The organism is Cryobacterium sp. TMS1-20-1 (genome assembly GCF_004402355.1).
Taxonomy (GTDB): domain Bacteria; phylum Actinomycetota; class Actinomycetes; order Actinomycetales; family Microbacteriaceae; genus Cryobacterium; species Cryobacterium levicorallinum.
Map to the genome: position 1 here is coordinate 29,472 of NZ_SOGF01000071.1, position 25,392 is coordinate 54,863.

Annotated in this window: 28 protein-coding genes and 1 pseudogene; 17 read left to right on the plus strand and 12 right to left on the minus strand. The window is 64.6% G+C overall.

The window, feature by feature from the left end:
* Positions 1-46: 46 nt before the first annotated feature.
* Together E3O45_RS17000 and E3O45_RS17005 are read left to right on the plus strand one after the other, a co-directional pair.
* Positions 47-496: a DUF4190 domain-containing protein gene (locus tag E3O45_RS17000; protein ID WP_134444712.1), complete on the plus strand. Its 450-nt coding sequence runs from the start codon at positions 47-49 to the stop codon at positions 494-496.
* A 52-nt stretch (positions 497-548) separates the two neighbouring features.
* A complete protein-coding gene (locus E3O45_RS17005) occupies positions 549-944 on the plus strand; it encodes a hypothetical protein (protein ID WP_134444713.1) in 396 nt (131 codons plus the stop codon).
* Between the two features lie 8 nt (positions 945-952).
* Here E3O45_RS17005 and E3O45_RS17010 read toward each other — a convergent pair whose 3' ends face one another.
* The gene (locus tag E3O45_RS17010; RefSeq protein ID WP_134444715.1) at positions 953-2,158 is read right to left on the minus strand and encodes a class I SAM-dependent methyltransferase; all 1,206 of its coding nucleotides are present in this window, start codon (positions 2,156-2,158) and stop codon (positions 953-955) included.
* A 124-nt stretch (positions 2,159-2,282) separates the two neighbouring features.
* Here E3O45_RS17010 and groES point away from each other — a divergent pair, with 124 nt between their 5' ends.
* The 4 genes from groES (at position 2,283) to E3O45_RS17030 (ending at position 5,870) form a co-directional block, all read left to right on the plus strand.
* Entirely contained in the window at positions 2,283-2,579 is a 297-nt protein-coding gene (groES, locus tag E3O45_RS17015; protein ID WP_092107311.1) for a co-chaperone GroES, read from the plus strand.
* A 121-nt stretch (positions 2,580-2,700) separates the two neighbouring features.
* Positions 2,701-3,645, plus strand: coding sequence for an EamA family transporter RarD (gene rarD, locus E3O45_RS17020; protein ID WP_134444717.1), 945 nt, complete (start codon positions 2,701-2,703; stop codon positions 3,643-3,645).
* An 88-nt stretch (positions 3,646-3,733) separates the two neighbouring features.
* A complete protein-coding gene (locus E3O45_RS17025) occupies positions 3,734-4,441 on the plus strand; it encodes a hypothetical protein (protein ID WP_134444719.1) in 708 nt (235 codons plus the stop codon).
* A 127-nt stretch (positions 4,442-4,568) separates the two neighbouring features.
* Positions 4,569-5,870 (plus strand): ABC transporter substrate-binding protein, encoded by a 1,302-nt coding sequence (locus E3O45_RS17030; protein ID WP_134444721.1) that lies wholly within the window; start codon positions 4,569-4,571, stop codon positions 5,868-5,870.
* 187 nt (positions 5,871-6,057) lie between these two features.
* Here the strand turns inward: E3O45_RS17030 and E3O45_RS17035 are convergent, their stop codons facing one another.
* The 4 genes from E3O45_RS17035 to E3O45_RS17050 are packed head-to-tail and all read right to left on the minus strand — an operon-like array spanning position 6,058 to position 10,006.
* Positions 6,058-6,825, minus strand: coding sequence for an ABC transporter ATP-binding protein (locus tag E3O45_RS17035; RefSeq protein WP_092449545.1), 768 nt, complete (start codon positions 6,823-6,825; stop codon positions 6,058-6,060).
* Positions 6,812-7,702 (minus strand): ABC transporter ATP-binding protein, encoded by an 891-nt coding sequence (locus tag E3O45_RS17040; RefSeq protein WP_241985424.1) that lies wholly within the window; start codon positions 7,700-7,702, stop codon positions 6,812-6,814. The genes E3O45_RS17035 and E3O45_RS17040 overlap by 14 nt, the downstream gene beginning before the upstream one ends.
* 49 nt (positions 7,703-7,751) lie before the next feature.
* Complete coding sequence (locus E3O45_RS17045) at positions 7,752-8,732, minus strand: branched-chain amino acid ABC transporter permease (protein ID WP_134444723.1); 981 nt, start codon at positions 8,730-8,732, stop codon at positions 7,752-7,754.
* An 8-nt stretch (positions 8,733-8,740) separates the two neighbouring features.
* Positions 8,741-10,006: a branched-chain amino acid ABC transporter permease gene (locus E3O45_RS17050; protein WP_134444725.1), complete on the minus strand. Its 1,266-nt coding sequence runs from the start codon at positions 10,004-10,006 to the stop codon at positions 8,741-8,743.
* 298 nt (positions 10,007-10,304) lie between these two features.
* Here E3O45_RS17050 and guaB point away from each other — a divergent pair, with 298 nt between their 5' ends.
* The 10 genes from guaB to E3O45_RS17100 all read left to right on the plus strand — a co-directional run bounded on the left by guaB (position 10,305) and on the right by E3O45_RS17100 (position 21,564).
* Complete coding sequence (guaB, locus tag E3O45_RS17055; protein ID WP_134444726.1) at positions 10,305-11,807, plus strand: IMP dehydrogenase; 1,503 nt, start codon at positions 10,305-10,307, stop codon at positions 11,805-11,807.
* 117 nt (positions 11,808-11,924) lie between these two features.
* Positions 11,925-13,043 carry a GuaB3 family IMP dehydrogenase-related protein gene (locus tag E3O45_RS17060; protein WP_092449554.1) on the plus strand — a complete coding sequence of 373 codons (1,119 nt, stop codon included), beginning with the start codon at positions 11,925-11,927 and terminating at the stop codon, positions 13,041-13,043.
* 243 nt (positions 13,044-13,286) lie between these two features.
* Positions 13,287-14,999 carry a glycerol-3-phosphate dehydrogenase/oxidase gene (locus E3O45_RS17065; RefSeq protein ID WP_134444728.1) on the plus strand — a complete coding sequence of 571 codons (1,713 nt, stop codon included), beginning with the start codon at positions 13,287-13,289 and terminating at the stop codon, positions 14,997-14,999.
* Between the two features lie 248 nt (positions 15,000-15,247).
* Positions 15,248-15,781 (plus strand): cation:proton antiporter regulatory subunit, encoded by a 534-nt coding sequence (locus E3O45_RS17070; RefSeq protein ID WP_233193339.1) that lies wholly within the window; start codon positions 15,248-15,250, stop codon positions 15,779-15,781.
* A gap of 3 nt (positions 15,782-15,784) precedes the next feature.
* Positions 15,785-17,239 carry a cation:proton antiporter gene (locus E3O45_RS17075; RefSeq protein WP_134444730.1) on the plus strand — a complete coding sequence of 485 codons (1,455 nt, stop codon included), beginning with the start codon at positions 15,785-15,787 and terminating at the stop codon, positions 17,237-17,239.
* A 5-nt stretch (positions 17,240-17,244) separates the two neighbouring features.
* On the plus strand, positions 17,245-18,003 hold the full coding sequence (locus E3O45_RS17080; protein WP_241985425.1) for an SURF1 family protein: 759 nt from the start codon (positions 17,245-17,247) through the stop codon (positions 18,001-18,003).
* Between the two features lie 10 nt (positions 18,004-18,013).
* A complete protein-coding gene (locus tag E3O45_RS17085) occupies positions 18,014-18,463 on the plus strand; it encodes a DUF3817 domain-containing protein (RefSeq protein ID WP_134444733.1) in 450 nt (149 codons plus the stop codon).
* A complete protein-coding gene (gene guaA / locus E3O45_RS17090; protein WP_134444735.1) occupies positions 18,460-20,064 on the plus strand; it encodes a glutamine-hydrolyzing GMP synthase in 1,605 nt (534 codons plus the stop codon). The genes E3O45_RS17085 and guaA overlap by 4 nt, the downstream gene beginning before the upstream one ends.
* A gap of 501 nt (positions 20,065-20,565) precedes the next feature.
* The gene (locus E3O45_RS17095; protein WP_241985420.1) at positions 20,566-21,153 is read left to right on the plus strand and encodes a DUF1990 family protein; all 588 of its coding nucleotides are present in this window, start codon (positions 20,566-20,568) and stop codon (positions 21,151-21,153) included.
* 90 nt (positions 21,154-21,243) lie between these two features.
* Positions 21,244-21,564: an SRPBCC domain-containing protein gene (locus tag E3O45_RS17100; protein WP_166789551.1), complete on the plus strand. Its 321-nt coding sequence runs from the start codon at positions 21,244-21,246 to the stop codon at positions 21,562-21,564.
* Here the strand turns inward: E3O45_RS17100 and E3O45_RS17105 are convergent.
* Positions 21,561-22,052: a MarR family winged helix-turn-helix transcriptional regulator gene (locus E3O45_RS17105; protein WP_134444739.1), complete on the minus strand. Its 492-nt coding sequence runs from the start codon at positions 22,050-22,052 to the stop codon at positions 21,561-21,563. The two genes, E3O45_RS17100 and E3O45_RS17105, sit on opposite strands and share 4 nt — an antisense overlap.
* A gap of 44 nt (positions 22,053-22,096) precedes the next feature.
* Here E3O45_RS17105 and E3O45_RS17110 point away from each other — a divergent pair, with 44 nt between their 5' ends.
* Positions 22,097-23,191, plus strand: a complete 1,095-nt coding sequence (locus E3O45_RS17110) for a DMT family transporter (RefSeq protein ID WP_134444741.1) — start codon at positions 22,097-22,099, stop codon at positions 23,189-23,191.
* A gap of 89 nt (positions 23,192-23,280) precedes the next feature.
* On the opposite strand, the pseudogene E3O45_RS18485 reads toward E3O45_RS17110, so the two are convergent.
* The 6 genes and pseudogenes from E3O45_RS18485 to E3O45_RS17130 form a co-directional block, all read right to left on the minus strand.
* Positions 23,281-23,409, minus strand: a pseudogene (locus tag E3O45_RS18485) (HipA domain-containing protein); the annotation flags it as partial.
* Positions 23,369-23,782, minus strand: coding sequence for a HipA domain-containing protein (locus tag E3O45_RS18490; protein WP_370450400.1), 414 nt, complete (start codon positions 23,780-23,782; stop codon positions 23,369-23,371). The pseudogene E3O45_RS18485 and the gene E3O45_RS18490, both read right to left, overlap by 41 nt.
* Positions 23,783-23,786: 4 nt before the next feature.
* Entirely contained in the window at positions 23,787-23,924 is a 138-nt protein-coding gene (locus E3O45_RS18175; protein WP_241985421.1) for a hypothetical protein, read from the minus strand.
* Positions 23,917-24,153 carry a helix-turn-helix domain-containing protein gene (locus E3O45_RS17125; protein WP_166789553.1) on the minus strand — a complete coding sequence of 79 codons (237 nt, stop codon included), beginning with the start codon at positions 24,151-24,153 and terminating at the stop codon, positions 23,917-23,919. The genes E3O45_RS18175 and E3O45_RS17125 overlap by 8 nt, the downstream gene beginning before the upstream one ends.
* Positions 24,154-24,290: 137 nt before the next feature.
* Positions 24,291-24,443, minus strand: coding sequence for a hypothetical protein (locus E3O45_RS17650; protein ID WP_158251615.1), 153 nt, complete (start codon positions 24,441-24,443; stop codon positions 24,291-24,293).
* 90 nt (positions 24,444-24,533) lie between these two features.
* Positions 24,534-25,352, minus strand: a complete 819-nt coding sequence (locus E3O45_RS17130) for a Bax inhibitor-1/YccA family protein (protein ID WP_134444745.1) — start codon at positions 25,350-25,352, stop codon at positions 24,534-24,536.
* Positions 25,353-25,392: the final 40 nt, after the last annotated feature.

Below are 25,392 nucleotides of genomic sequence, written 5' to 3' on the forward strand. Positions count from 1 at the left end.
AATCTGGCAGGGCGACCACCGAACGAAATTATGAAGGAGACCGCAGATGTCTGATCCCACCCAGCCCCCCGTCGAACCGACGAACAGCGGCCCGACGAACTCGAATCCGGCCACTGCCAGCGTGCCCCCCGCCGCGCCCGCCTATCCGAGCTACCCGGCGGCGGGTACCCAGCCCCCCGCTCACGGCCAGGCTCCCGCGTATGGTCAGAATCCCGCGAACGGTCAGAACCCGTATGGCCAGCAGAACCCGCAGGACAAGTACAACGTTCTGTCGATCATCTCCCTCGTCACGTCGATCCTCGCGATCTCGATCGTGGGCATCATCACCGGCCACATCGCCCTGAGCCAGATCAAGAAGACCGGCGAAAAGGGCTACGGCCTCGCCCTCGGTGGTCTGATTGTCGGTTACCTCGGCTTCGTCGTGGGGATCTTCATCCTCATCGGCTCGATCGCACTGCTCATCACTGCCGCCAACGTCGGTGTGAGCCAGTTCTAACAGACTCACCCCACTGAACGGTCGCTGGCCGGTTCGCAGCACGAGGACAGCAATGAGTACACCGCACCAGGATTCCGACACGCATCGGGATTACACCCGTGCGCCCGCGCCCCCGGGCAGCCAGCTCAGCTGGGAATCGACCGTCACCGCCCCGACCGAGTTCGTGCCGTACAGGTACACCGAGGCGGAGGTGCGGCGCATCACCGGCCGGCGCCGACTCTCGGTCGTCTCCGTCGTCTGCGGGTTCGTCGGGCTCGTGCTCGGCGTGCTCGGTGTGTTCGGCCTGCCGGTCGCGCTCGTTGCGATCGTCCTCGCCTTGATTGCGCGCACCACCGAGCATCGGGCCCGTGCCCTCTGGAGCAGCGGTCTGGCGAGCGGCCTCGTCGGGATTCTGCTCGCGGTCGGCTGGTTCGTCTACATCAGCCAGACCGTGCTGCCCCTGCTGTAGGCCGACCGTTAGCGCACGCGCTCCACGAGCAGCGCAACCCGATGTCCGGCCACCCGGGTCAAAATCAGCGTTGCGACTTCCGGCCCCTTGAGCTTCAACCGGGTGCGCAGCGTCGCGGGATCAACGTCGACGCCGCGCTTCTTGATCTCGAGCGTTCCGATGCGGCGCTCGAGCAGTGCGAGCCGCAGCTTCTTCTCGTCGAACGACAGCGTCTCGAGCACCCGAAAGGCGGTTGCGAACGGCGTCGGCGTCAGCGTGTCGTTGGTCAGGTAGGCGATTCCCTCGCTCAGCATGCTGGCCTTCATCGAGCGGGCCAGATCGCCGATCAGTCGCGCCCGAATGACCGCGCCGTCGGGTTCGTAGACGTAGTGGCCGAGTTCGCCGACCGGCTCGTCTTCGCTGTCGGCATCGTTGCTCAGCTCCTGCACGCCATCCCGGGTCAGCAGCAACGCCGATCGACGGATGCCCGGGCGGGCGAGAGCGCCGAACCACAGTCCCATTTCCACCAGCTGGCCATCCACCGACACCCACTGGGCCTCCGCGTCGACCGGAATCTGGTCGCGATCATGGCCGGGCCCGAGCTTCATGCCGAGCGGCAGCGTCGTTGCCAGCAGGTAGGCGAAGTCGAGGGAGGGGGAGTAATCCTCGGATCGGGTGAGCCGCTTGGTGTTGCTGTGCCCGCTCGTGCGCCGGGCTGGATCGAGCCAGACCGCGTCGAAATCGGTCAGATCAACCGTCTCGGCGTCGGCCTGCAACGCGGAGGCATTGGGGAACGGGGCCAGGTTGTAGCTCGCAACCGTGGCCGTGACCTCGTCGGCGTCGACGGCCACGACCGGCAGATCCATCGCGGCGAGGGCCATCGCGTCGCCGCCGATGCCGCAGCCGAGGTCGGCGACCCGCGGCGCGCGGCCGAGGGCGGCTCCAAGTTCGGCGAATCGCCCGGCGTGCAGTGCGGCAACCCGCAACCGGGTCGCCTGTTCCAGACCGGCCTCGGTGAACAGCATCCGCTCGGCAAATTCTCCAAACTTGGTTACGGCTTTCGCCCGCAGTCGCGACTGGCTCAACACGGCCGACACGAGTCCGGGGGCGTGCCCAGCCTTGCGCAGCTCGCTCACGAGCTTCAGCACATCACCGTTTGCCTCGTAGGGCGGCAGGGAATCCAGCAGCCGTAAACTCGCGGGGGAGAGCAGCTCAACGAGCTCGGTTCGATCCATTCTGCAACGGTACCAAACGGCCCGATCTGGCACTCACGTTGCGCGAGTGCCAGCATCCCCCCTAAACTTCACTTGGCACTCTCGCTGTGAGTCTGCTAACCCAAGTCTTAGAAAGAGGTCAACCGTGTCGGTCTCCATCAAGCCGCTCGAGGATCGCATCGTCATCAAGCAGGTCGACGCAGAGCAGACCACCGCATCAGGTCTGGTCATTCCTGACACCGCGAAGGAAAAGCCCCAGGAGGGCGAAGTTGTTGCAGTCGGCCCCGGCCGCATTGACGACAACGGCAACCGCGTTCCCCTCGACATCGCCGTCGGCGACAAGGTCATCTACTCCAAGTACGGCGGAACCGAGGTCAAGTTCGGTGGCGATGACCTTCTGGTCCTCTCCGCTCGCGACGTGCTCGCTGTGGTCGTGCGCTAAGTAGGTTTCATCACTACCTAGCCTTCAGACTGAAATTGGTCTTTAGCCTGAAACTCCCGGATGGCCTGGCCATCCGGGAGTTTTTGTTTGCGCAGTTAGTGTCTCGGTAGGGAGAATATTTATGACGGATGCCGCCGCACCGGCCGAGTCGGCCGCTCGCGCCACCCACCGCACGGGCCTCGTCTTCGGCGGCCTGGCCTACGGCCTCTGGGGCGTGCTGCCGCTTTACTTTCTGCTGCTCATCCCCTCCGGCGCTTTTGAAATCGTGGCCTGGCGGGTGCTGTTCTCCCTCGTTTTCTGCGCCCTGATCATTACCGTGACCCGCACCTGGACCGTGCTCGGGCGCGCGTTCAAGCAGCCGCGTCTGGTTTGGACCATGGGCCTGGCCGGTGCGTTCATCTTCGTTAACTGGCAGACCTACGTGATCGCCGCAACCACCGGGCACGTCGTCGAAGCAGCCCTCGGCTACTTCATCAACCCGATCGTCACGGTGCTTCTGGGCGTCTTCGTGCTGCGCGAACGGTTGCGCCGCCTGCAGTGGGTGGCCATCGGCATCAGTTTTCTCGCCGTGATCGTGCTGGCGGTCGGCTACGGCTCGCTGCCGTGGATCTCGCTCATCCTCGCGTTCTCCTTCGGCTTCTACGGGCTGATCAAGAAGCGCGTCGGCCCGAACGTCGACGCCGTCACCGGCCTCACCCTCGAAACGGCCTGGCTGGCCCCGGTCGCCATCATTCAGCTTCTGGTCGTTTCCGGCATGTCCGGCCTCACCTTCGGCACCGTCTCCGGCTGGCACACGGCTGGCCTGCTTTCGGCCGGGGTCATTACCGCTGTTCCCCTGCTGCTCTTCGCCGCCGCCGCCCGGCGCCTGCCGCTGACGGTGCTCGGGCTCATTCAGTTCGTCGCGCCGGTCATTCAATTTCTCGTCGGCGTAGTCGTTCTGAACGAGGCGATGCCGCTCGAACGCTGGGCCGGATTTGCCCTGGTCTGGGTGGCCTTGATCATACTGATGGTCGATATGGTCGCCTCCGGCCGCGGACCCCGTCGCAGCTCGCTTGAGCCTGCCTAATACCGTCCGACCTGGCTCCGAACCCCCGTCCGGCCCAGCCGATACGCTGAACCGACACGTCACCTCAGCTCGTACCAAAGGATTTTAGATGCCCCGTCGCACGCTCACCGTCGTCGTTCTGCTCGGCGCCCTGGCCCTCACCGGCTGCACCAGCACGACCCCGGCCGCGCCGAGCACGACCCCGGCCGCGGTCGCCACGGCCGCTCCGAGCGGTGACGGAACCTTGAGCATCGGCACCCTCTTTCCCACCACCGGGGACAACGCTGCGAGCGGCGCAGCGCAGGTGGCAGGCACCGAGCTCGCCCTGCGCGACATCCTGGCCGAGCAGGCGACGCTGACGCAGCCGATCCAACTCGTGCATCGCAACTCGGCCGGTGACCTCGCCGCTGCCTACGCCGACCTCGCCGCTCGCGGCGTTGACCTGGTCTTGTGGGACGCGACGACCGCGCTGCCAGCGGATGCGCACAGCTCCGTTGGCAGCGCCGCTCTGGTATCACTGGGTGACTTCGCCAACGGTGGCACACCGCTCGCCGCAGACGAGGCATTCACCGTGCGTCTGAAGACCGCCGACCCGGGACTGAACGCCACCGCTGGCGGCGCGGAGGCCTACGACGGCCTGATCACGGCCGCCCTGGCCGCCGTGATCACCGGGGACGACGGCGGCGCATCGCTCGATGCCGGCTGGGCGCAGGTGATTTCGGGAACGGCCGTCTGCCTCTCCTGGGGCGAATGCGTGTATGCGCTGGTGCAGGAGCAAACCATTGATTTTCAGGGTGTGACCGGGCGCCGTTCGTAACGATTTGATCGCTTTACCCGGTTGTGACACGCACAGGTAGGTTTCTGTGCCGTTGATTGCCTAATCTGTCACCACGGCAGTCAATCGGCTGACCAGACTTACCTCTCGCTATCTATCAAGGAGCAACATGAGCGTATTCGCGAAGGCCTCAGCCTCCCGCTCCGTTCGTACCCTCGTTACCGGTGTCGCGCTCGTCGGCGTGAGCGCACTTCTGCTCACCGGCTGCAGCAACGACGCTGTTACGGCACCCAGTGATTCTGCGGCGCCGTCGGCGGATGCCGCAGACTTCAATACGGTTGAGGCCGGTGACCGCGACCTGACGCTGAAGATCGGCACCGCCCTTCCGCAGAGTGGTGGACTGGCGTTCCTCGGCCCGCCCGAAGAAGCCGGTGTACAGCTGGCTGTCAACGACATCAACGCGGCCGGCCTCGGCATTTCCGTCGAAGCCATCTTCCGCGACTCGGGTGACACCACGACCGACACCGCCACCGTTTCGGTGACCGACCTGCTGTCGCAGGACGTCTCGGCGATCGTCGGTGCGGCCTCTTCTGGTGTCTCCAAAACCATAATCGACCAGATCACCGGCGCCGGCGTCGTGCAGTTCTCCCCGGCCAACACCTCGGACGCCTTCACGACCTACGACGACAACGGTCTGTACTGGCGTACGGCTCCGTCTGACGTTCTGCAGGGCGAAGTGCTCGGCACCCAGATCGCTGACGATGGCAACGCCACCCTCGGCCTGATCGTGCTGAACGATGCCTATGGAACCGGCCTCGCCAAGTACACCAGCGACGCGTTCACCGCTGCCGGCGGCGAGGTCGTTGCGGAGGTACTCTTCAACGAGGGCGATTCCAACTTCGCCTCGCAGATCGCCGAAGTGACCGCGGCAGATCCCGACGCGATCGCGCTTGTCACGTTCGACCAGGCCAAGGTCATCGTCCCGGCGCTCGTCGGTTCCGGTTTCCCCGGCGACAAGCTGTACTTCGTCGACGGAAACGTCGCCGACTATAGCGCCGACTTCGCAGCAGGCCTCATCGAGGGCTCCAAGGGCACGTTGCCCGGCCTCGACACCGCCTCGCTCGGTGACTTCACCACCCGCCTCCTCGAAGTAGACCCGACGCTGACCGACTACAGCTACGCTGCCGAGTCCTACGACGCCGTGATCCTGATCGCCCTGGCCGCCTATGCGGGCAACGACGTGTCGGGTGAATCCATCGCGAGCTACCTGCGTCAGGTCTCCGGCGGAACCGGTGATGGCACCAAGGTTACCGACTTCGCCGAGGCTGCTGCAGCCTTGAAAGCTGGCGATCAGGTCGATTACGACGGCTTCTCCGGCCCGATCACGTTCGACGAGAACGGCGACCCGACCGGCGCTAGCATCGGCATCTACGAGTTCGATGCTGGCAACAAGTACACCCGCATCAACTAGCTCCACCGTTTAGCTGAATGATTGAAGGGCCCCGGCTTCGGTCGGGGCCCTTCTGCGTACCGCGTTGATTCACGCGAGCGGATGCGGCGACCCGGCCGCCAGCATCCGCTCAGCAAGCCCACACACAGAAGCGGCGCCCGAGAGAGTCTCGGACGCCGCCACGGGCTGGTACGGGTGATTTCGGGAGCTAATCCTGCCCGAGGGTGCCCAGGTAGAGGCCGATCACCTTGGGGTCGTTCAAAAGCTCACGTCCGGTACCGGTGTACGCGTCCCGGCCCTGGTCAAGCACATAGCCGCGGTCGCAGATCTGCAGGCAGCGGCGGGCGTTCTGCTCGACCATGATCGTGGTCACTCCGGCCTTGTTGATCTCCTTCACCCGCAGAAAGGCTTCATCCTGGCGCACCGGGGACAGCCCGGCACTCGGCTCGTCGAGGAGCAGCACGTGCGGGCCCATCATGAGCGCGCGGCTCATGGCGACCATCTGTCGTTCGCCGCCGGAAAGCGAACCGGCGCGCTGGGACATCCGCTTGCCGAGCTCTGGAAAGATCTCGGTGACGAACTCCAGACGTTCCACGAGCCCCTTGGGCTTGAGAAAGATGCCCATTTCGAGGTTCTCTCGAATGGTCAGGGTGGGAAAGACGTTGTTGTTCTGCGGTACGAAACCCACACCCTGTGCGACCAGCTTGTTGGCCTTGAGGTTGGTGATGTTGTTGCCGCGGAGCAGAATTTCGCCCTCGCGTACCTTGACCAGCCCGAAGATCGACTTGAGCAGCGTGGACTTGCCGGCGCCATTCGGGCCGATGATGCCGATCAGTTCGCCTTCGTAGGCGGTGAGTGAGCAGGAATTGAGAATGTTCACGCCGGTCACATACCCGGCGGTCACGTTCTTGACCGCGACGACCGCTTCCCGAGTCTCGGCCGGTGCTGGCGGGGCCAGCGGATTAGCGTTCGTCATCGAGCAACTCCTTTATGGCTGAGACGTTTTCGGCTTCGGCGGCCTGGTCTTCGCCGATGTCTTCGTCGTGGTGCTGTCCGAGGTAGGCGTCGATTACGGCCGGGTTTCTCATGACCTCGTGCGGGTCGCCCTCGGCGACCACCTGGCCCTCGGCCATCACGATCACCCAGTCGGCGATGTGCCGCACCATGTGCATGTCGTGCTCCACGAACAGAACGGTCATGCCCTGGGACTTGAGGTTCAAAATATGGTCGAGCAGCGACTGGGTCAGTGCCGGGTTTACGCCGGCCATCGGCTCGTCGAGCATGACCAGGGTCGGGTCGCTCATCAGCGCTCTGGCCATTTCGAGCAGCTTGCGCTGCCCGCCGGAGAGGCTCGCCGCGTAGTCGTCCTTCTTGGTATCGAGCTTGAACCGGGTGAGCAGATCGAGTGCTTTGGCCCGGTTCTCCTCCTCCTGGTTGCGCCAGAGAAACGGCATCAGCGCGCGGAACATGTTCTCGCCGGTCTGGCCCTTGGCGCCGAGCAGCATATTGTCCATGACGGTCAACAGCCCCAGGGCCTTGGTGAGCTGGAAGGTGCGAATCTGGCCCATGCGGGCGACCCGGTAGGCGGGAACGCCGGCCAGGGAGCGGCCGTCGAAGGTCCATTTGCCGGCGTCGGGCTTGTCGAAACCGGTCAGCAGGTTGAACAGGGTGGTCTTGCCGGCACCATTGGGGCCGATCAGCGCGGTGATAGCACCGCGCGGAACTTCGACGTGGTCGACATCCACCGCGGTCAGGCCGCCGAAGGTGCGGCGCACGCCGTCGACGACGAGAATCGGGTCGACCTTGCGGCAGCCCGGTTCGGCCTCGCCGATGTGCAGGCCGGTCGTTTTGATCGGCTTCTGGGTGGGAACGGGCGGCTCGAGCGGAGCGGCCGAAACAGAGTTATCGGACAAAAGCCAACTCCTTTTTATTACCGAAGATGCCTTGCGGTCTAAAGATCACGATCAACATAATCGCCACTCCCACCAGGATGAAGCGCAGCTGGCCGCCCTGGATCGCTGTCATAAACGGCAACCAGCCCGCCTCCACGGCTCGAGCGATGAAGCCGGAAAAGAACGACAGCAGCACCCAGAAGATCATCGAACCGATGATCGGGCCGAGCACCGTTGCAGCACCGCCGAGCAGCAGGATGGCGTAGATAAAGAAGGTCAGCGTGGTCTGATAGTTCGACGGCACGACCGCTCGAGGCAGGGCAAAGATCATGCCGGCGATGGTACCGAGCACACCACCGAAAATGAGCGACTGCATTTTATAGGCGTACACGTTCTTGCCGAGCGCACGCACGGCGTCTTCGTCTTCGCGGATGCCCTTGATCACTCGGCCCCACGGGCTGCGCATGATCTGCCAGACGAACAGCGCCGCGAGAATCACGATCGACCAGGCCACGATGCGCAGCCAGGTGTCGTAGGCGTTATTCTCAAACGGCCCGAATCCGTAGCTGCCCTCGGCAAGCGGGTTGAGCGCCGCGAACTCGTTCTTGTAGCCACTCAGGCCGTTGGCCGACCCGGTCACTGCGGCGAAGGTGTTCGTCGTGAACAGCAGCCGCACAATCTCGGCGGCGGCGATCGTGACGATAGCGAGGTAGTCAGCGCGCAGTCGCAGTGTCGGAATACCCAAAATCAAGGCGAAAATAACGGATGCTCCCACCCCCACCAAAAAGGCGCCCCAGACGGGGAAACCGAAGGTCAGGATGGAAATGGCGTAACCATAGGCGCCGAGGGCCATGAAGCCGGCCTGGCCAAAGTTCAGCAGGCCGGTGTAGCCGAAGTGCACGGCGAGCCCGAGGGCGGCGAGTGCGTAAGCGGCAGTGGTCGGGCTTATCAGCTCGACGGCTGCGTTGCCAAAGATTGCTCCCCAGTCCATGTGAACCCCTAACCAATTCTCTCTTTACGACCCATAATGCCTTGCGGTCGAAACAGCAGCACCAGGATCAAAATTACAAGGGCGCCGACAATCTTCATGTCGGACGGAAGCCAGAGCGTCGACAGCTCAACGAAGAGCCCAACGATGAGGGAACCGACGAGGGCTCCGAAGGCGGTACCGAGACCACCCAGGGTGACGGCCGCGAAGACGAGCAGCAACATTTGAAAGCCCATGTCCCAGCTGACGCCCGGGCGGAAGTAGGCCCAGAGCACCCCGCTGAGCCCGGCCAGTGCTGCCCCGACCACCCAGACGATGCGAATGACGTTGTCGACGTCGATGCCGCTGGCCGAAGCCAGGCTGGGATTGTCGGAGACGGCACGGGTGGCCTTGCCGATGCGGGTGCGCAGCAGAAAGTAGGCCACGGCGAGCAGCACCACGATGCTGATGCCCATGCTCGCGAGGTCGATCGGGGAGAGCGAGATCGGGCCGAACTTGAGGTCCGCCATGCCCGCGCCGGGCAGCTGACTCGTGCTGCCGCCGAAGAAATACTGGTACAGGTAGCGCAGCGCCAGCGAGAGTCCGATGCTCACGATCATGAGGGGGATCACCGCCACGCCCTTACGGCGCAACGGTTTCCAGAGCACCGCATCCAGGCTGAATCCGAGCGCGCCGCTCAACGCAATGGCGATGAGAATGGCGAGCCAGATCGGCAATCCGAAGTTGACCGAGAACACCAGCGTCATCAGCGCACCGAAGGTGATCAGCTCGGCGTGCGCGAAGTTGCTCAGCCCGGTGGTGCCGAAGATCAGCGACACGCCAATCGCCGCGAGGGCGAGCAGCAGGCCAAAGTTCAGGCCGTTGAAGAATCGGTTCACAAACTGGTCGAAGAAGCTCACCGTGTTGCGGACCCCTTCACCGAGGAAGAAGTTGACCGAGCGACGGTCGGTCAGCCCGAACTCGGCTTCGATCACATTGCCACCCTCGGTGACGACGACGCCCTCTGGAAGGGTGTCTTCGTCGAGGGTGACCTCGTAGGTTCCCTTTTCGGGAACCCCGATGGCCCATCGGCCATCGGCATCCGTCACTGTGTCGGCCTCGTAGCCGTTGCCGGACACGGCGATCGCTACGTCGCCGAGGGCTTCCCCATCGAACTGCACGTTGCCGGAGATCGTGAAATCGAACTCGGTGCCGACCTCGTCGGCGTGCGCGCTGCCCGCCGAGAAGGTGGCCATGGTGAGGGCCGCGAGAAGGGTCACAAACAGGATCACGAGCATCCTGGGAACGTATCTCTGAGCCGTATGTGTGGGCTGCACGGGACCTCCATGTTGGTGCCGACCGATGGGTAACCGGGCGGGCGCCGGGTGACTAATGCCAACTTCTCTGTTGAGAGTATTTGCCGATTATGTCCTATATGTTTCGAAACTCCGCACCGGCTGGCCAATGGTGTGCGGAATGTGATGAGCCCAAACACGCTTAACATTGAAGGACCGGTCTATTCCCTTCACGTCCCGTGGGGTGGTAACGCGATTTTCCGGACAATTTTCAGTTTTTCCGCTACAGGTAAGGGGTTTCATGGATCAGCCAGATCCGTTCGGATTCACCGGACTCACCTACGACGACGTGCTGCTCCTGCCGGGGCACACCGACGTCATTCCGAGCGAGGCGGTCACCAAATCCCGGTTGACCCGGCGCATTGATGTGTCGCTACCGCTGCTCTCCAGCGCCATGGACACCGTGACCGAGACCCGTATGGCGATCGCCATGGCCCGTGAGGGTGGCCTCGGAATTCTGCACCGCAACCTGTCGATCGGGGATCAGGCCGAACAGGTCGACCTGGTCAAGCGCAGCGAATCCGGCATGATCACCAACCCGGTCACCACTTCGCCCGACGCCACCGTCGCCGAGGTTGACGCCCTGTGCGGCCAGTTCCGCGTGAGCGGGCTGCCGGTCGTCGACAGTGACGGCATCCTGGTGGGAATCATCACCAACCGCGACATGCGCTTCGTGCCGCATGCCAAGAAGGCCCTCACCCGGGTGCGCGAGGTCATGACGACCTCCCCGCTGATCACCGGCAAGGTCGGGATGGCTCCCGAAGACGCCCTCGCGATCTTTGCCAAGCACAAGATCGAAAAGCTGCCACTGATCGACGCCAACGGCAAGCTCACCGGCCTGATCACCGTGAAAGACTTCGACAAGAGCGAGGAATATCCCCTCGCCACCAAGGACGACGGCGGACGCCTGCGCGTCGGCGCGGCGATCGGCTTCTTCGGTGATGCCTGGCAGCGCGCGACCGCTCTGCTCGAATCCGGGGTGGACGTGCTCGTGGTCGACACCGCCAACGGCGACAGCGCCGGCGTGCTCGACATCATTCGTCGTCTGAAGTCGGACAAGGCCTTCGCTGACGTCGATGTGATCGGTGGAAACGTCGCCACCCGCTCGGGCGCCCAGGCGCTCATTGACGCGGGTGCCGACGCCATCAAGGTCGGCGTGGGCCCCGGCTCGATCTGCACCACCCGCATCGTGGCCGGTGTCGGCGTGCCCCAGATCACCGCCGTGTATCAGGCCTCGCTGGCCGCGCGCGAAACCGGTATTCCGGTCATCGCCGATGGTGGCCTGCAGTATTCCGGTGACATCGCCAAAGCCCTCGTGGCCGGCGCCGACACCGTCATGCTCGGTTCCCTGCTCGCCGGATGCACGGAAAGTCCCGGTGAACTCGTGTTCGTCAACGGCAAGCAGTTCAAGACCTATCGCGGCATGGGCTCGCTCGGCGCGTTGCAGACCCGCGGGTCGAAGACGTCGTACTCGAAGGACCGCTACTTTCAGAGCGATGTTCCGAGCGACGAGAAGCTGATCCCCGAAGGTATTGAGGGGCAGGTGCCGTTCCGTGGCCCGCTCGCCGCGGTGGCCTACCAGCTCATCGGCGGCCTGCGCCAGTCCATGTTCTATGTGGGCGCGCGCACCATTACCGAGCTCAAGCAGAAGGGCAAGTTCGTGCGTATCACCCCCGCCGGGCTCAAGGAATCGCACCCGCACGACGTGCAGATCGTGGTAGAGGCTCCGAACTACCGTCGGTAGTTCCGGCGCGGGCCGCCGCTCGCGTTGTCCAGGCGGCCGGCGCTGGCGGCCTGCGGATGCCGGGTGACGGCATCCGCTGGAAAAGGGGATGCCGGTGGCTCCCTCTAAACTGGAACCATGGAAATCGAGATCGGCCGCTCCAAGCGCGCTCGCCGCGTGTACGCCTTCGACGACATCGCGGTGGTGCCCAGTCGGCGCACCCGCGATCCGGAGGACGTGTCGGTCGGCTGGACCATCGACGCCTACCAGTTCGCCATTCCGGTGCTGGCGGCGCCGATGGACTCCGTCGTCTCGCCCACCACGGCCATTATGATGGGCCAGCTCGGCGGCGTTGGCGTGCTCGACCTCGAGGGGCTGTGGACCCGGCACGAGAACCCCGAGCCGTTGCTCGCCGAAATTCGCAGCCTGCCCGCCGATAAGGCGACCGCGCGCATGCAGGAGATGTACTCCGCCCCGATCCAGCCGGAGCTTGTCACCGCGCGCCTGGCCGAGATTCGGGCCGGCGGAGTCACCGTGGCCGGGGCTCTCTCGCCCCAGCGCACCCAGGAACTCTACGAAACCGTCGTTGCCGCCGGCGTCGACCTGTTCGTCATCCGCGGCACCACGGTCTCGGCCGAGCACGTCTCGCAGAACCAGGAACCGCTCAACCTCAAGAAGTTCATCTACGAGCTCGACGTTCCCGTCATCGTCGGCGGCGCTGCCACCTACACGGCGGCGCTGCACCTCATGCGCACTGGAGCGGCGGGCGTTCTGGTCGGTTTCGGCGGGGGAGCCGCGTCGACCACCCGCGCGACCCTGGGCATCCACGCCCCGATGGCCACAGCCGTAGCGGATGTCGCCGGCGCGCGCCGCGATTACATGGACGAGTCCGGCGGGCGTTACGTGCACGTCATCGCCGACGGAGGGCTGGGCGCCTCGGGCGACATCGTCAAGGCGATCGCCTGCGGCGCCGACGCCGTCATGCTCGGCACAGCGCTCGCCCGGGCAACGGATGCTCCCGGCGGCGGATTCCACTGGGGCGCCGAGGCGCACCACCCGCAGCTGCCGCGCGGCAAGCGCGTCGAGGTCGGCACCGTCGCGCCGCTCGAGGAGATCCTCTACGGTCCGGCTCCGGTCGCCGACGGCACCGCCAACCTGATCGGCGCGCTGCGTCGGTCGATGGCGACCACCGGTTACTCCGATCTCAAAGAATTTCAACGGGTTGAAGTGGTTGTCGCGCCGTACCGAGTGAACTAACGTCGGCTTAAATCAATATCGGTGAGAACTGGCGTCGGTTTAGATCAACACCGAAGTCAGCGCGTTCCGCCGGTACCCAGCTTCACCCGCCACAATTCAGTACCGCAATAGCGTTGTTGCAACACGCCGCTTGAACTTGAACACGGAGTCTGAACAGGAGTAGTCATGGCCTCCCACAATTCGGTACCGCACATTTCAGCAGGGACTAATTCAGTCGTCACTAATTCAGCAGTCACTAATTCAGTGACGCGATCCTCGAGATTAGGGCCGGAGGAGCGCGAGGCGGCCCTGGCCAAGCTCAAAGACAAAGAGCTCGACATTCTCGTGGTCGGCGGCGGAATCGTCGGTGCCGGGGCCGCTCTCGATTCCGTCACGCGCGGGTTGAGCGTCGGCATTCTGGAGGCGCGGGACTGGGCCTCTGGCACATCGAGCCGGTCGTCCAAGCTCGTGCACGGCGGCATCCGCTATCTGGAGCAGCTGGACTTTCGTCTGGTGCGGGAGGCGCTCACCGAGCGGGGCCTGCTGTTGCAGCGCATCGCGCCGCACCTCGTGAAGCCGGTGCGGTTCCTGTATCCCCTCAAGAAACGCTTCACCGAACGCTTCTACATCGGCGCCGGAATGCTGCTGTACGACATCTTCTCCTACACCGGGGGGCGCCCGCCGGGGGTGCCGCATCACCGCCACCTGTCGAAGAGTCAGGTGCAAAAGCTCATCCCGAGCCTGACCAACAACGCCCTGGTCGGCGGCATCACCTACTACGACGCCCAGGTCGACGACGCTCGCTACGTGTCCTCGCTTGTACGCACCGCCTCGTTCTACGGCGCGCACGCCGCCAGCCGGGTGCGGGTCGAGGGATTCATCAAGGTCGGGGAGCGCGTTGTGGGCGTGCACGCCCACGACCTGCAGACCGGCGAACGCTTCGATGTGCGGGCCAAACAGGTCGTGAATGCGACCGGCGTCTGGACCGACGACACCCAGCGCATGGTCGGCGAACGCGGCACCTTCAAGGTGCGGGCGTCGAAGGGCGTGCATCTCGTGGTGCCGCGCGACCGGTTCCAGAGCGCCATGGGGCTGCTGCTGCGCACCGAGAAGAGCGTACTGTTTGTGATTCCGTGGGGCCGACACTGGCTCATCGGCACGACCGACACCGACTGGTACCTCGACAAGGCGCACCCGGCCGCGACGGCCGCCGATATCGACTACATTCTGGAACACATCAACTCGGTGCTGAGCGTGCCGCTCACCCGGGAAGACGTCGAGGGCGTCTACGCCGGGCTGCGCCCGCTGCTGGCCGGCGAGAGTGACGAGACCTCCAAGCTCTCCCGCGAACACCTCGTGGGGCATTCCGTTCCCGGCCTCGTCGTCATCGCCGGCGGCAAGTGGACCACCTACCGCATCATGGCCAAAGATGCAGTGGATGCCGCGGTGTCCGCTCTCGACGGGCGCATTCCCGCGTCGGCGACCCACGACATCCCCTTGCTGGGTGCCGAGGGATACCAAGCCGCCTGGAACAAGCGCGGCAAGATCGCCAGGGCGTTCGGCCTGCACACCGTGCGCGTCGAACACCTGCTCAACCGGTACGGCACCCTCACCGACGAGCTGCTCGACCTCATTCGCGCCACCCCGGCGCTCGCCGAACCGTTGCCCGGCGCCGACGACTACATTGGAGCCGAAGTGGTCTACGCGGCCTCGCACGAAGGTGCGCTGCACCTCGAAGACGTGCTGGCTCGGCGTACCCGCATCTCGATCGAGGCGTGGGATCGCGGGGTGTCGGCCGCACCGGTCGCCGCAGCGCTCATGGCCGGCGTGCTCGGCTGGGACCAGGAGCGAATCGACCGTGAGGTCGGCTTCTACCTCACCCGGGTCGCCGCCGAGCGGGCTTCGCAGGAGCAGCCGGACGACGAGTCCGCCGACCGGGTGCGCCTCGAGGCCCCCGATATCGTCGTGACCACCTAGCGGCCCTCCGGTCAGGCCCGCGCCCGCTTAGGGTGGCCGCTACGGCCTCGAGCGGATGCCCGCGCCCGCTTTGGGTGGCCGCCCTCTGCGTCAACCGGCGTAGCGGCTACCGAAATGGGGCGCAGGCACCCTTGGGGCGCGGGCATCCGCTGGTCGAGCGCACGAGTGAAGAGGAGGCGCGGCGAGGGGCGCGCGGCGGTAAAAGCGGCTCCGGTAGAATAGGGCTACTGCCCTTTACCTCAGGAGTCATGACAATGGTTGATGTTCGGCGGGTCAAACTTCCCGGCGTGGGGGTACTGCACACCTTCATCACGGATGACGGCGGCAAGGTCGGCGTCATCGCCCACCGATCTGGCCACAGCGACCTCATCACCTTCGCCGATGATGAAGGCGGCCCGGACGCGAGCAAGGTTTCGCTGCGGCTTAACGAAGACGAGGCGCACACCCTCGCCGAGCTGCTCGGAGGTACCCAGATCACCGAGTCGCTCAGTGCCCTCGACCAGATCCCGGGCCTCAGCATCGACTGGTTCACCGTCGACTACGAAGACCACATCGCCGGCCAGGCCCTGGGCAATCCGGCCGACCGTGGCATCGCAGGCCTCACCGTCGTCGCCGTGGTGCGCGGCGAATCCGCCAACCCGGCCCCCGCCGCCGACTTCAAGGTCTTCCCCGGTGACACCCTCGTCGTCGCCGGCTCGCCGGAAAAGGTCGTCAAGGCCTTCGCGTTCTTTCGTACCGGTGAAGTGAAGGCGAAGACCGTCGACGCTCCACCCGGGGGGTAAGCGATGCACGTGGGCGAAGACCTCCTCGTTCTCGGCATCCTGCTCGTCGTCGCCTACGTTCTTGGCCGCCTGGGCAAGGTGATCGGGCTCCCCACTATCCCGATCTACATGATCGTGGGCGTGCTCGCCAGCCCCAACACCGACTTCTTTCCCCTCGACTTCCAATCCGGCGATATCGAACTCATCGCCGTGTTCGGCCTGATCCTGCTGCTCTTCAGCCTCGGCCTCGAATTCGACCAGGAAGAATTCTTCGGCAACGCCAAGACGCTGATCATCTCCGGCGGTTCCTGGGTGCTCATCAACATGGGCGCGGGCTTCATCTTCGGCATGCTCGTGGGCTGGGGCCCCCGCGAAGCCCTCGTCATCGCCGGTATGACCGGCACGTCGTCGAGCGCGATCATCACCAAACTGCTTATCGAACTGCGCCGTCTGGCCAATAAAGAGACACCGATGATCCTCGGCGTGACCGTCGTGGGTGACATCTTCATCGCGATCTACCTCTCCATCGTCTCCGTCGTGCTCAGCGGCAAAACCGAGATCTGGCCGATCGTGCTGCAACTGTCCATCGCGTTCCTCTTTCTCGTCGCGATGTTCTCGCTCGCCCGCTGGGGCGGCCGGGTGGTGTCGCGTCTCATGCGCACCAAGGACGACGAGCTGTTCACCATTTTATTCTTCGGCCTGGTCGTGCTGTTCGCCGGCATCGGCGAGATCATCGGCGTGACGGATGCCATCGGCGCGTTCCTGATCGGCGTCGTGCTCGGCGCAAGCAGCTACCGCGCCAAGATCGAACGTGTCGCCGTGCCCCTCCGCGATATCTTCGCGGCGTTCTTCTTTCTCAACTTCGGCCTCGCCCTCGATATCGCCCAGTTCGGTTCGGTGATCGGTGTGGTGTTCATCGCCATCGGGATGACCTTTGTGCTCAGTCTGCTCTCGGGCGCGCTGCTGGCCTGGCTGCACAAAATGGGGCCACGCGAAGCCCTCAATACGGCCGCTATCTTCGTCAACCGCGGCGAGTTCACCTTGATTCTGGCGACCCTGTCGGTGTCGGCCGGGCTCGACCCGCGCCTGCAACCGTTCGCCGGCCTGTACGTGCTCTCCATGGCCATCCTCGGCCCGCTGTTCGCGGCGAATTCGGAGAAGATCGGGTCGGCACTGCGCCGCCGGGTGCCGGCATCCGTTACGACGGGGGCAGCGCGCAATCCGATGCGGGACGAAGAGATCGCCCTCGTCGAGGCGGCGACGGCGGCCCAGGCCGCGGACGCCGACGAGCACAACCGGCGGGCGCCCAAACGTGACTCGGTCAATTCCCAAGCGACGGAAGCTACGGTTGCACAAGCGAAACACTTAGATTCAATGGCCGATTTCGCGCTCGGCCAGCACACCCCAGATCCCGATGATGACGCCGACAGACCGGCACGCAAACCCGGGCGAGAAACCCACACAGGTGACTATTCGTGATCAGAATGATGCTGCGCCCCCGCTGGGTGCTCGCGCTGCTGCTGGCCCTCGGCATCGCAGCAGGCTTCGCCCTGCTCGGACACTGGCAGCTGGAGCGCGCCATCGAATCCGGCGTGGTCGTGGAACGCAGCACCGAGCAGGCCAAACCGCTCGCCGAGGTCGTGCAGCCCGACGGTACGGTGACGCAGATCGCGACCGGCCAAATGGTCACGACGACGGGCTCCTGGGTGCCCGGCGATGAGCAGCTCATCACCACGCGCCTCAACGGCGGCATCGATGGTTTCTGGGTGGTCAGCCATTTTCAAACGGATGCTGCCGCCAGCGTCGCCGTCGCGCGCGGCTGGGCTCCCGACCGGGCCACCGCCCAGTCGGTCATCGAGGTATTGGCGTCGGAACCGGCGAACGCTCCCGTCACGCTGACCGGACGCTTTCTCACCGGGGAGGCCCCGGAGTTGCCCGATCCGGAGGGCGACTCGATGGAAATGACCAAGGTCGCGCCATCCGCTCTGATCAATCTGTGGGCCGATTTCAGCGACGAGTCGGTCTATTCCGGCTACATCGTCGATGCCGAAGCAGCGCCCGGCCTTGATGTGATCGATTCCCCGGTGCCGGAAGTCGACCAGTCGCTGAACTGGCTGAACATCTTCTATGCCATCGAGTGGGTCGTCTTCGCCGGCTTCGCCGTGTTCCTCTGGTACCGCCTGGTGCGCGACGCCCTTGAGCGCGAAATTGAAGACGCCGAAGCCCTCACTGCGCTCACGTAGAATTAGGCACATGCCTCGTCTACCCAAGCCCGCCGATATCTCCAGCATTCCCGGTGCGCTGCGGCTGTACCAGGTGTCATCGACCATCACCGGCGTCTTCCTGCTGCTGCTCTGCATCGAAATGGTCATCAAGTACGGTTTCGGCCACGAGATCGAGATGGGCGGTTCGCAGGGGTTTCTCGCGCTCGTTCCGACCGACACGGTCGCCGCGATCAACCTCAGCACCGGCATTCTGATCGCGCACGGCTGGTTCTACGTGCTCTACCTGTTCGCCGACTTTCGCCTCTGGAGCCTCATGCGCTGGCCGTTCTGGCGCTTCGTGCTCATCGCCCTCGGCGGCGTCGTTCCCACCCTGTCCTTCATCGTCGAGGTTCCCGTTGCTCGCACGGTGAAGCGTTTCCTCGCCGAGAATACCGAAAAGACCGCGGCACTTGCCGAGAAGGCGAAGGCCCAAGCATGACCATTCCAGCGGATGCCCCCATCACCGACTCCGGGCTGGATCGCCCCGTTCTCGTGGTCGACTTCGGTGCGCAGTATGCGCAGCTGATCGCAAGGCGCGTGCGGGAGGCATCCGTTTATTCGGAGATCGTGCCGCACACCATCACCGCCGCCGAAGTGCTCGCCAAGAACCCACGCGGAATCGTTTTGAGCGGTGGACCGTCCAGCGTCTACGCCGAGGGCGCACCAGCTTTCGACGCCGCGATCTTCGAGCTCGGCGTGCCCGTGCTCGGCATTTGCTACGGCTTTCAGGTGATGGCGACCGCCCTTGGTGGCACCGTCGCCCACACCGGGGCCCGCGAATACGGCTCGACCCCGGTCACCGTGAGCAACGGCGATAACGTTTTGCTCGCGAACCAGCCCGACAGCCAGACGGTCTGGATGAGCCACGGCGACTCGGTCGCCACCGCGCCCGACGGCTTCACCGTGCTCGCCTCGTCGGTCTCGACCCCGGTCGCCGCGTTCGCCAATGACGAGAAGCGGCTCTACGGCGTGCAGTGGCACCCGGAGGTCAAGCACTCCGAAAACGGCCAGCACGTACTTGAAAACTTTCTGCACCGTGCTGCCGGTATCAACGCCGACTGGAACAGCGGCAACGTCATCGCCGAGCAGGTCGCGAAGATTCGCGCCCAGGTCGGAACCGGCAAGGTTATCTGTGGCCTGTCCGGCGGAGTCGACTCCGCCGTGGCCGCGGCCCTCGTGCACAAGGCCATCGGCGACCAGCTGGTCTGCGTCTTTGTCGACCACGGTCTGCTGCGCCAGGACGAACGCCGCCAGGTTGAAGAGGATTATGTCAAGGCCACCGGAATCCGTCTGGTCACGGTCGACGTACGCGAGCAGTTCCTGACCGCCCTCGAGGGCGTGAGCGATCCGGAGACCAAGCGCAAAATCATCGGCCGCGAGTTCATTCGCACCTTCGAGCAGGCCCAGGCCGAGCTGATCAAGGAAGCCGCCGAAACAGACGGCGATCCGATCGCCTTCCTCGTGCAGGGCACCCTGTACCCCGACGTCGTCGAATCCGGCGGCGGCAGCGGCACCGCGAACATTAAGAGCCACCACAACGTGGGCGGCCTGCCCGAAGACCTGCAGTTCGAACTGGTCGAACCGCTGCGCACCCTGTTCAAGGACGAAGTGCGCGCGATCGGCGCCGAACTCGGCCTGCCGGCCGAAATCGTGCAGCGCCAGCCGTTCCCCGGCCCCGGCCTCGGAATTCGCATCGTCGGCTCGATCACCCAGGAACGCCTCGACCTGCTCCGTCAAGCGGATGCCATCGTGCGCGCCGAGCTGACCGCCGCCGGCCTCGACCGCGAGATCTGGCAGTGCCCGGTCGTGCTGCTCGCCGACGTGCGCTCGGTGGGCGTGCAGGGCGATGGCCGCACCTACGGCCACCCGATCGTGCTGCGCCCGGTGTCGAGCGAGGACGCCATGACCGCCGACTGGACCCGGCTGCCCTACGACCTGCTGGCCAAGATTTCGAACCGCATCACCAACGAGGTCGACGGGGTTAACCGCGTGGTGCTCGACGTTACCTCGAAGCCGCCGGGAACGATTGAGTGGGAGTGATCCCCAAGTAAAGAAGGGCCGGCTCTCGTGAGCCGGCCCTTCTTGTGTGCCCGGCACCCGCATCCGCTCGTAGCCGCGCCCGAAACGGCCACCCGTTTGGTGCGCGCTCATGCGTTTCTGGGGCGTTGGCCTACCGGGCGGCGGGCGGAACCGGTGGCCGACCCGACCGCGCGGCGCTCAGCGGGCGGGCCGCGCGAGCAGCGCGCGGGCCACGTCGCGGGCGACTTCGACCTGATGCGCGAAGGTCTCCGTGCCGACGGTGACGAGCGCGCCCTCGTGGAGCAGCATCATCCGCTTCGCCATGCACCAAAGCGGATGCCGCCACCCCCTCCTCGACCGAGAGGTGGCGCGGCCGACCGTTGGTGAGGTGCTCGATCGTGCGGCCCGACGGGCTGAGCGGGCAGAGGTATCTGCACTGGAGACGCTCGCGAGCGCCCGAACCGAGCGTTTGGGTCAGCTACAGGAGCGGACTGGCGCGGGATCGTGGTGGATTGTGCTGCGGTGGTTGACGTATTGACCGCCGTCGGCGTCACCGATGCGCTTGACTGGGCAGATGACGCGCACACTCAGTCCTGCCCGCGAGATGGGGGAGCGGCCCGTGGCAGCATGCAGATCATGACCAGCCCTGACCTTCGCGACTGGCCGGCCAGCGACCCACGATTCCGCCGATCGGAAGTGTCGGCGGTCGTGGGGAGGGGTGACGCGGTCTGGGAGCGCGCCGCTCGGGATGTGCTTCGGTGGCGGGTGAAGACCGCGAGCGGGTTTGCGGTTGACTCACCCGGTGCGGTGTCGCCCGGCGACCGGGTAATCGTCACTGCAGGCCTGTTTAACCTGACCGTTGTCGAGCCGGTGGAGGTCGTGGCCGTCGTCGATGAGCCGGACCGGGTCGGGTTTGCCTATCGAACCCTGCCCGGGCATCCGGTCAGCGGTGAGGAGGCGTTCATCGTGCACCGCCGTGGCGACGAGGTGCGCCTCACCGTGCGCTCGCTCACGAGGGCGGCGCCGCAGCAACCGTGGCGAGCTCTCTACCCACTGCTCCGCGTCGCGCAACTGGTCGCGCGCAGGCGGTACCTGCGTTCGCTCCGCTGATCGAACGGGGCATCAGGTCCAGGTCGTGCTGCGCTGTCGCCGAATCAGATAATCGTGAAACTTCGGTGCAGTGTATTCGTAGAGACCTTTTTGCAGCCGGTAGACCACACCCTGATCCGCCAGCCTGCCCATCAAGACGTTGACGTTGACGTTGACGTTGACGTTGCCCTGCTTGCGAGAGGTGACCTGGTGTATGTTGACTCGCACGCGCCGGTCAGCAGGAGAAAGTCCTGGGGCGAGCCGCACGGCGACCCGGATGACACTCCAACCGTCACGATCACCATCGAGCCCGTTGTCAACGGCACAAGCATGACCTTCGATCTGCACGGTGTCGACGGGTCCAGGGGCGATGGATTCTTCTACGACGGATGGCAGGACGTGCTCGATTCGCTCGGTCGCTACCTGAGCTAATCGCGCGTTGCCGCAGCGTTGATCCTCTGCAACAGCCCCACGAGGATCGACTGTTCCTCGATGGTGAGAATCGCGGTGATGGCTCGCTCGGTCTCGACGTGCGGGGCCAGGGCGGCATCGATGACCCGCTTACCGGCATCCGTCAGCGCGACCAGAGTGCCGCGGCCATCGTCGGGGTTCGCCTCGCGGCTGACCAGACCTCGCGTCTGCAGTTTGTTCAGCCGCTGGGCCACCGCGCTCGTCGAGATCATCGCATCGCGGGCCAGCGCCGCCGGGGCGATCCGGTACGGCGCACCACTCCGCAGCAGCGTGGCGAGCACGTCGAAAGAGGATGCGTCCAGGCCATACCGCGTAAAGGTCGCGGCCAGGCGGGTCTCGATCGCCAGAGCGGTGCGGCTCAAGCGGCCGATGACGGCCATCGGGGAGACATCGAGGTCGGGCTTCTCGGTGCTCCACTGCTCAAGGATTCGATCAACCTGGTCTGCCATGGTTCTAGCCTAGCAATTGCTAAGCACTTAGCTATAATAGCTAAGTGCTTAGCAATCGATCCCTGCTGTTGGCCACCACAGCCCTTGCCCCCATTCTCTGGGGCACCACCTACCTGACGACGACGATGTTCCTGCCCGCCGATCGGCCCCTGCTCGCAGCATTCCTGCGCGCGTTCCCCGCAGGGCTGCTGCTGCTGATTCTCTGCCGCCGCTTACCGCACGGCGACTGGTGGTGGAAATCCTGGCTGCTCGGCGTGCTCAATATCGGGGCGTTCTTCGCCCTGCTCTTCATTGCGGCCTACCGGCTGCCCGGCGGAGTGGCCGCCATCGTCGGAGGTCTGCAACCGCTCGTGGTCGCGGTGCTCGCCAGTCGAGTAGTGCACGAGCGCCTGACCGGGCGCGTGCTGGCGGGCGGTGCGGCCGGAGCCTTCGGAGTGAGTCTCATCGTGCTCCAAGCGCAGGCGAGGCTTGACGCTATCGGAATTCTGGCCGCGGTCGGCGGCACGCTGTGCATGGCATCCGGGATCGTGCTCTCTAAGAAGTGGGGGCAGCCCGCGTCGCTGCTCGCGACAACTTCGTGGCAACTCATCGCCGGCGGACTCAGTCTCCTGCCCGTCCTGCTCCTGCTCGAGGGCCTCCCGACCACGCCGTTGACCGCGCCCAACCTCCTCGGCTACGCGTATCTCTCCGTGGTCGGCACCGCATTCGCCTACGCCGCCTGGTTCCACGGCATTGCGCGTCTAGCGGCGAGCACCATTGCCTTTCTCGGCCTGCTGAGCCCGGTCGTTGCGATCCTGCTCGGCTGGGCGATCGCCGGAGAGCACCTTGCCCCGATTCAGATAGAGGGAATCGTCCTCGTTCTGGGCTCGATCTCGGCCGCCATCGTTGCCAGGGCCCCAAAGCCTGCCGGTCTTCCACGCGACCTCAGAGGGAGGGGGGTCAAGCGTGGCTTATCGTTCCTTCGGTCGGCTGATCTCGGTGCCGGCCGCGAGTCTGGCGGCATTCCACGAGAGCCCGTCGATAACGCCGGGATCGATGCCGGCGGGGGCGGTGAGCGCAGATTGCGCTTGCTGGAACCTGTGAATGGTGCTGTAGATGGTGACTCGATGAGGTCTCTGCGCAGCACTGACCACGATTGAGCCTCATTGACCAGCCGCTCGACCGTGATCTTGCGGTGATCGAACACGTTGTCGATTGCCATCGCCAGCTCCCAGTTGATCCGGCCACGCTGGATGAGATTCGGGACGGCGTCGTAAATTTGCGAGATGCTGGTGCCATCACTGTCGTGGATAAGCCCGACGTTCTTGGCGTGGGCATCATTGTTTCCAATGAGAACGTGAAAAACCAGTTGTCGCAACCATTACGTCGCGCCAGTCCAGGCCCAGGGCTTGGGTGACATCTTCCTGATGTACGAGGGTACCGTTTCGGCCAGAGACCCGACGGTCGAATCGTTCGATAGCCAAGAACGTGGTCTGGCCCAGGGGTATTACCTCGCTGCTGAATTGAGAGAGCCCCATGTGCCGGGCGATTTCATGGCTATAGAACTCGTTGTAGATTCCCCCGGGCAGGGATTGCAGTTGCGGTTTGAGGATGTGCGTCGAGTGGGCTCGACGGTGAGGCTCGCGCCAATCGGAACCAAATCGCGATGGTTGCCGTCCGGCGCATAGCCGCCGAAAAAGTTGGAGACCAAGGTGGCGTCTGGGCGAGTACCCGGAAGAGACGCGAACGATTCGGTCAGGGTGATCGAGCCCGCCGGTAGTCGCTGTTCCAAGTGAAAATGATGCGGTGCTTGTCGTGCTGCCGGCCGCTCCGATAGGTTTCCACCACGCCGAGATAGTCCTCGTGGAGGAAGACGGACAGTGCGTCAGACATGATCGTCGGTCTTGTCACTGAGAGTGTATGAAATGGTGATGGTGATGCCGAGCGTGTTCAGGGCGCGAAAGAGCCGGGTGATGTAGAGGTTGGGTCGTCCCTTCTCCAATTCCTGCAAATATTGGCGGGAGATGGCGAGGTCCTGAGCGAGGTCGTCTTGGCGGATGCCTCGGGAATCGCGAACGGCCTTGATCACGGCGCCGAGGTCCTGAAATTTCGTCACCGCCACGGTATTCATTTCAGGCCTCTCGTTCGCGGGGCCGGGGGTGGACCCTAGCTATGCAGGCATACTCTTGCATACCTGCACGGAAGAATAAGCTTGCATGCAGGTATGTACGGATATTCTTGCACCGGGCATCCGCTTGTTTAGCCTTTGGGGGCCTTGATGTATTTGCGGATAGCGCGGATGACTACAAAGGCCAGCCCGAGGAGCACGATGGCGCTGCCGATGTAGCCGAACGTTGCGGTCATGCCGGTGGCTTCGAGCGGGAGCAACGCGTGCAGGTCTGTGAAACTCATTACTTAAGCCAACCACAGTGTGGCGTGCGCGGGGTACGAAAAAGCGCCCCCGTTCCGAAAGAACGAGGGCGCCTGATCAAGCGGATGCTGCTACTCGCGGGTGAGCACGAAGATGCGCAGCATCTCGACGTAGAGCCAGACGACGGTCATGATGATGCCGAACGCGCCGGTCCAGCCGTACTTGCGCGGCAGGCGGTTGTTGACGCCCTTCTGGATGAAATCGAAGTCGAGCACGAGCGAGTACGCGGCCAGCAGCACCGCGAGCAGGCCGATGAGGATGCCGAGCTTGATGTCGAAGCCGAGAATGCTGATGCTCGCACTGCGCATGCCGAAGGCCTGATCGCTGCCGCCGAAAATCATCATTCCCACGTTGATCAGCGAGAACGCGGCGTAGCCGATCATGGCGATCAAGAAGATCTTGGTGGCCTTCTTCGAGGCGCGAATCTTGCCGCTCTTGAACAGTGCCAGCGTGACGCCGACCACGACGAGAGTGGCGAGAACCGCCTGCATCACGACGCCCCCGTAGATGTCTTCAAAGACGCGGGAGATACCACCGACAAACAAGCCCTGGGCCCCGGCGAAGGCGAGGATCAGCGGAGCCGACGGCTCCTTCTTGAAGGTGTTGACCAGGCCGAGCACGAAGCCGGCGATGGCACCCAGAATGAACAGGAACGGCAGCACCGGGGTGGCGACCCAGGAGATCATGGCCGCCACGAGCAGCAGCGCGAAGCCGAGGCCGGTCTTGGTTATGGTGTCTTCGTAGGTCATGCGTTCGGTGTCCTGTGAACCGGCGGCGGGCCGGTTGTACATCGACTGCAGATCGTTGTCAGAGAGGGCCTGCGACGACGCCACTGCGCCACGAGCGCCGAACGCTTCGTTGCGGGAGAAAGCGGGGTTGGAGGATGCCATGGGTTGCTGTACTCACAATCAGCTGATGGGTCATTCGGGT

What these genes read in the sequence shown, in the direction of transcription:
- E3O45_RS17105 (WP_134444739.1), bottom strand. Translation starts at nt 22,052, where the DNA reads ATGGCAGACCAGGTTGATCGAATCCTTGAGCAGTGGAGCACCGAGAAG.
- E3O45_RS17085 (WP_134444733.1), top strand. Translation starts at nt 18,014, where the DNA reads ATGCCTCGTCTACCCAAGCCCGCCGATATCTCCAGCATTCCCGGTGCG.
- E3O45_RS17000 (WP_134444712.1), top strand. Translation starts at nt 47, where the DNA reads ATGTCTGATCCCACCCAGCCCCCCGTCGAACCGACGAACAGCGGCCCG.
- E3O45_RS17080 (WP_241985425.1), top strand. Translation starts at nt 17,245, where the DNA reads ATGATGCTGCGCCCCCGCTGGGTGCTCGCGCTGCTGCTGGCCCTCGGC.
- E3O45_RS17050 (WP_134444725.1), bottom strand. Translation starts at nt 10,006, where the DNA reads ATGCTCGTGATCCTGTTTGTGACCCTTCTCGCGGCCCTCACCATGGCC.
- E3O45_RS17025 (WP_134444719.1), top strand. Translation starts at nt 3,734, where the DNA reads ATGCCCCGTCGCACGCTCACCGTCGTCGTTCTGCTCGGCGCCCTGGCC.
- E3O45_RS17130 (WP_134444745.1), bottom strand. Translation starts at nt 25,352, where the DNA reads ATGGCATCCTCCAACCCCGCTTTCTCCCGCAACGAAGCGTTCGGCGCT.
- E3O45_RS17075 (WP_134444730.1), top strand. Translation starts at nt 15,785, where the DNA reads ATGCACGTGGGCGAAGACCTCCTCGTTCTCGGCATCCTGCTCGTCGTC.
- E3O45_RS17650 (WP_158251615.1), bottom strand. Translation starts at nt 24,443, where the DNA reads ATGAGTTTCACAGACCTGCACGCGTTGCTCCCGCTCGAAGCCACCGGC.
- E3O45_RS17005 (WP_134444713.1), top strand. Translation starts at nt 549, where the DNA reads ATGAGTACACCGCACCAGGATTCCGACACGCATCGGGATTACACCCGT.
- rarD (WP_134444717.1), top strand. Translation starts at nt 2,701, where the DNA reads ATGACGGATGCCGCCGCACCGGCCGAGTCGGCCGCTCGCGCCACCCAC.
- E3O45_RS17045 (WP_134444723.1), bottom strand. Translation starts at nt 8,732, where the DNA reads ATGGACTGGGGAGCAATCTTTGGCAACGCAGCCGTCGAGCTGATAAGC.
- E3O45_RS17060 (WP_092449554.1), top strand. Translation starts at nt 11,925, where the DNA reads ATGGAAATCGAGATCGGCCGCTCCAAGCGCGCTCGCCGCGTGTACGCC.
- E3O45_RS18175 (WP_241985421.1), bottom strand. Translation starts at nt 23,924, where the DNA reads ATGTCTGACGCACTGTCCGTCTTCCTCCACGAGGACTATCTCGGCGTG.
- E3O45_RS17070 (WP_233193339.1), top strand. Translation starts at nt 15,248, where the DNA reads ATGACAATGGTTGATGTTCGGCGGGTCAAACTTCCCGGCGTGGGGGTA.
- guaB (WP_134444726.1), top strand. Translation starts at nt 10,305, where the DNA reads ATGGATCAGCCAGATCCGTTCGGATTCACCGGACTCACCTACGACGAC.
- E3O45_RS17035 (WP_092449545.1), bottom strand. Translation starts at nt 6,825, where the DNA reads ATGACGAACGCTAATCCGCTGGCCCCGCCAGCACCGGCCGAGACTCGG.
- E3O45_RS17010 (WP_134444715.1), bottom strand. Translation starts at nt 2,158, where the DNA reads ATGGATCGAACCGAGCTCGTTGAGCTGCTCTCCCCCGCGAGTTTACGG.
- E3O45_RS17030 (WP_134444721.1), top strand. Translation starts at nt 4,569, where the DNA reads ATGAGCGTATTCGCGAAGGCCTCAGCCTCCCGCTCCGTTCGTACCCTC.
- guaA (WP_134444735.1), top strand. Translation starts at nt 18,460, where the DNA reads ATGACCATTCCAGCGGATGCCCCCATCACCGACTCCGGGCTGGATCGC.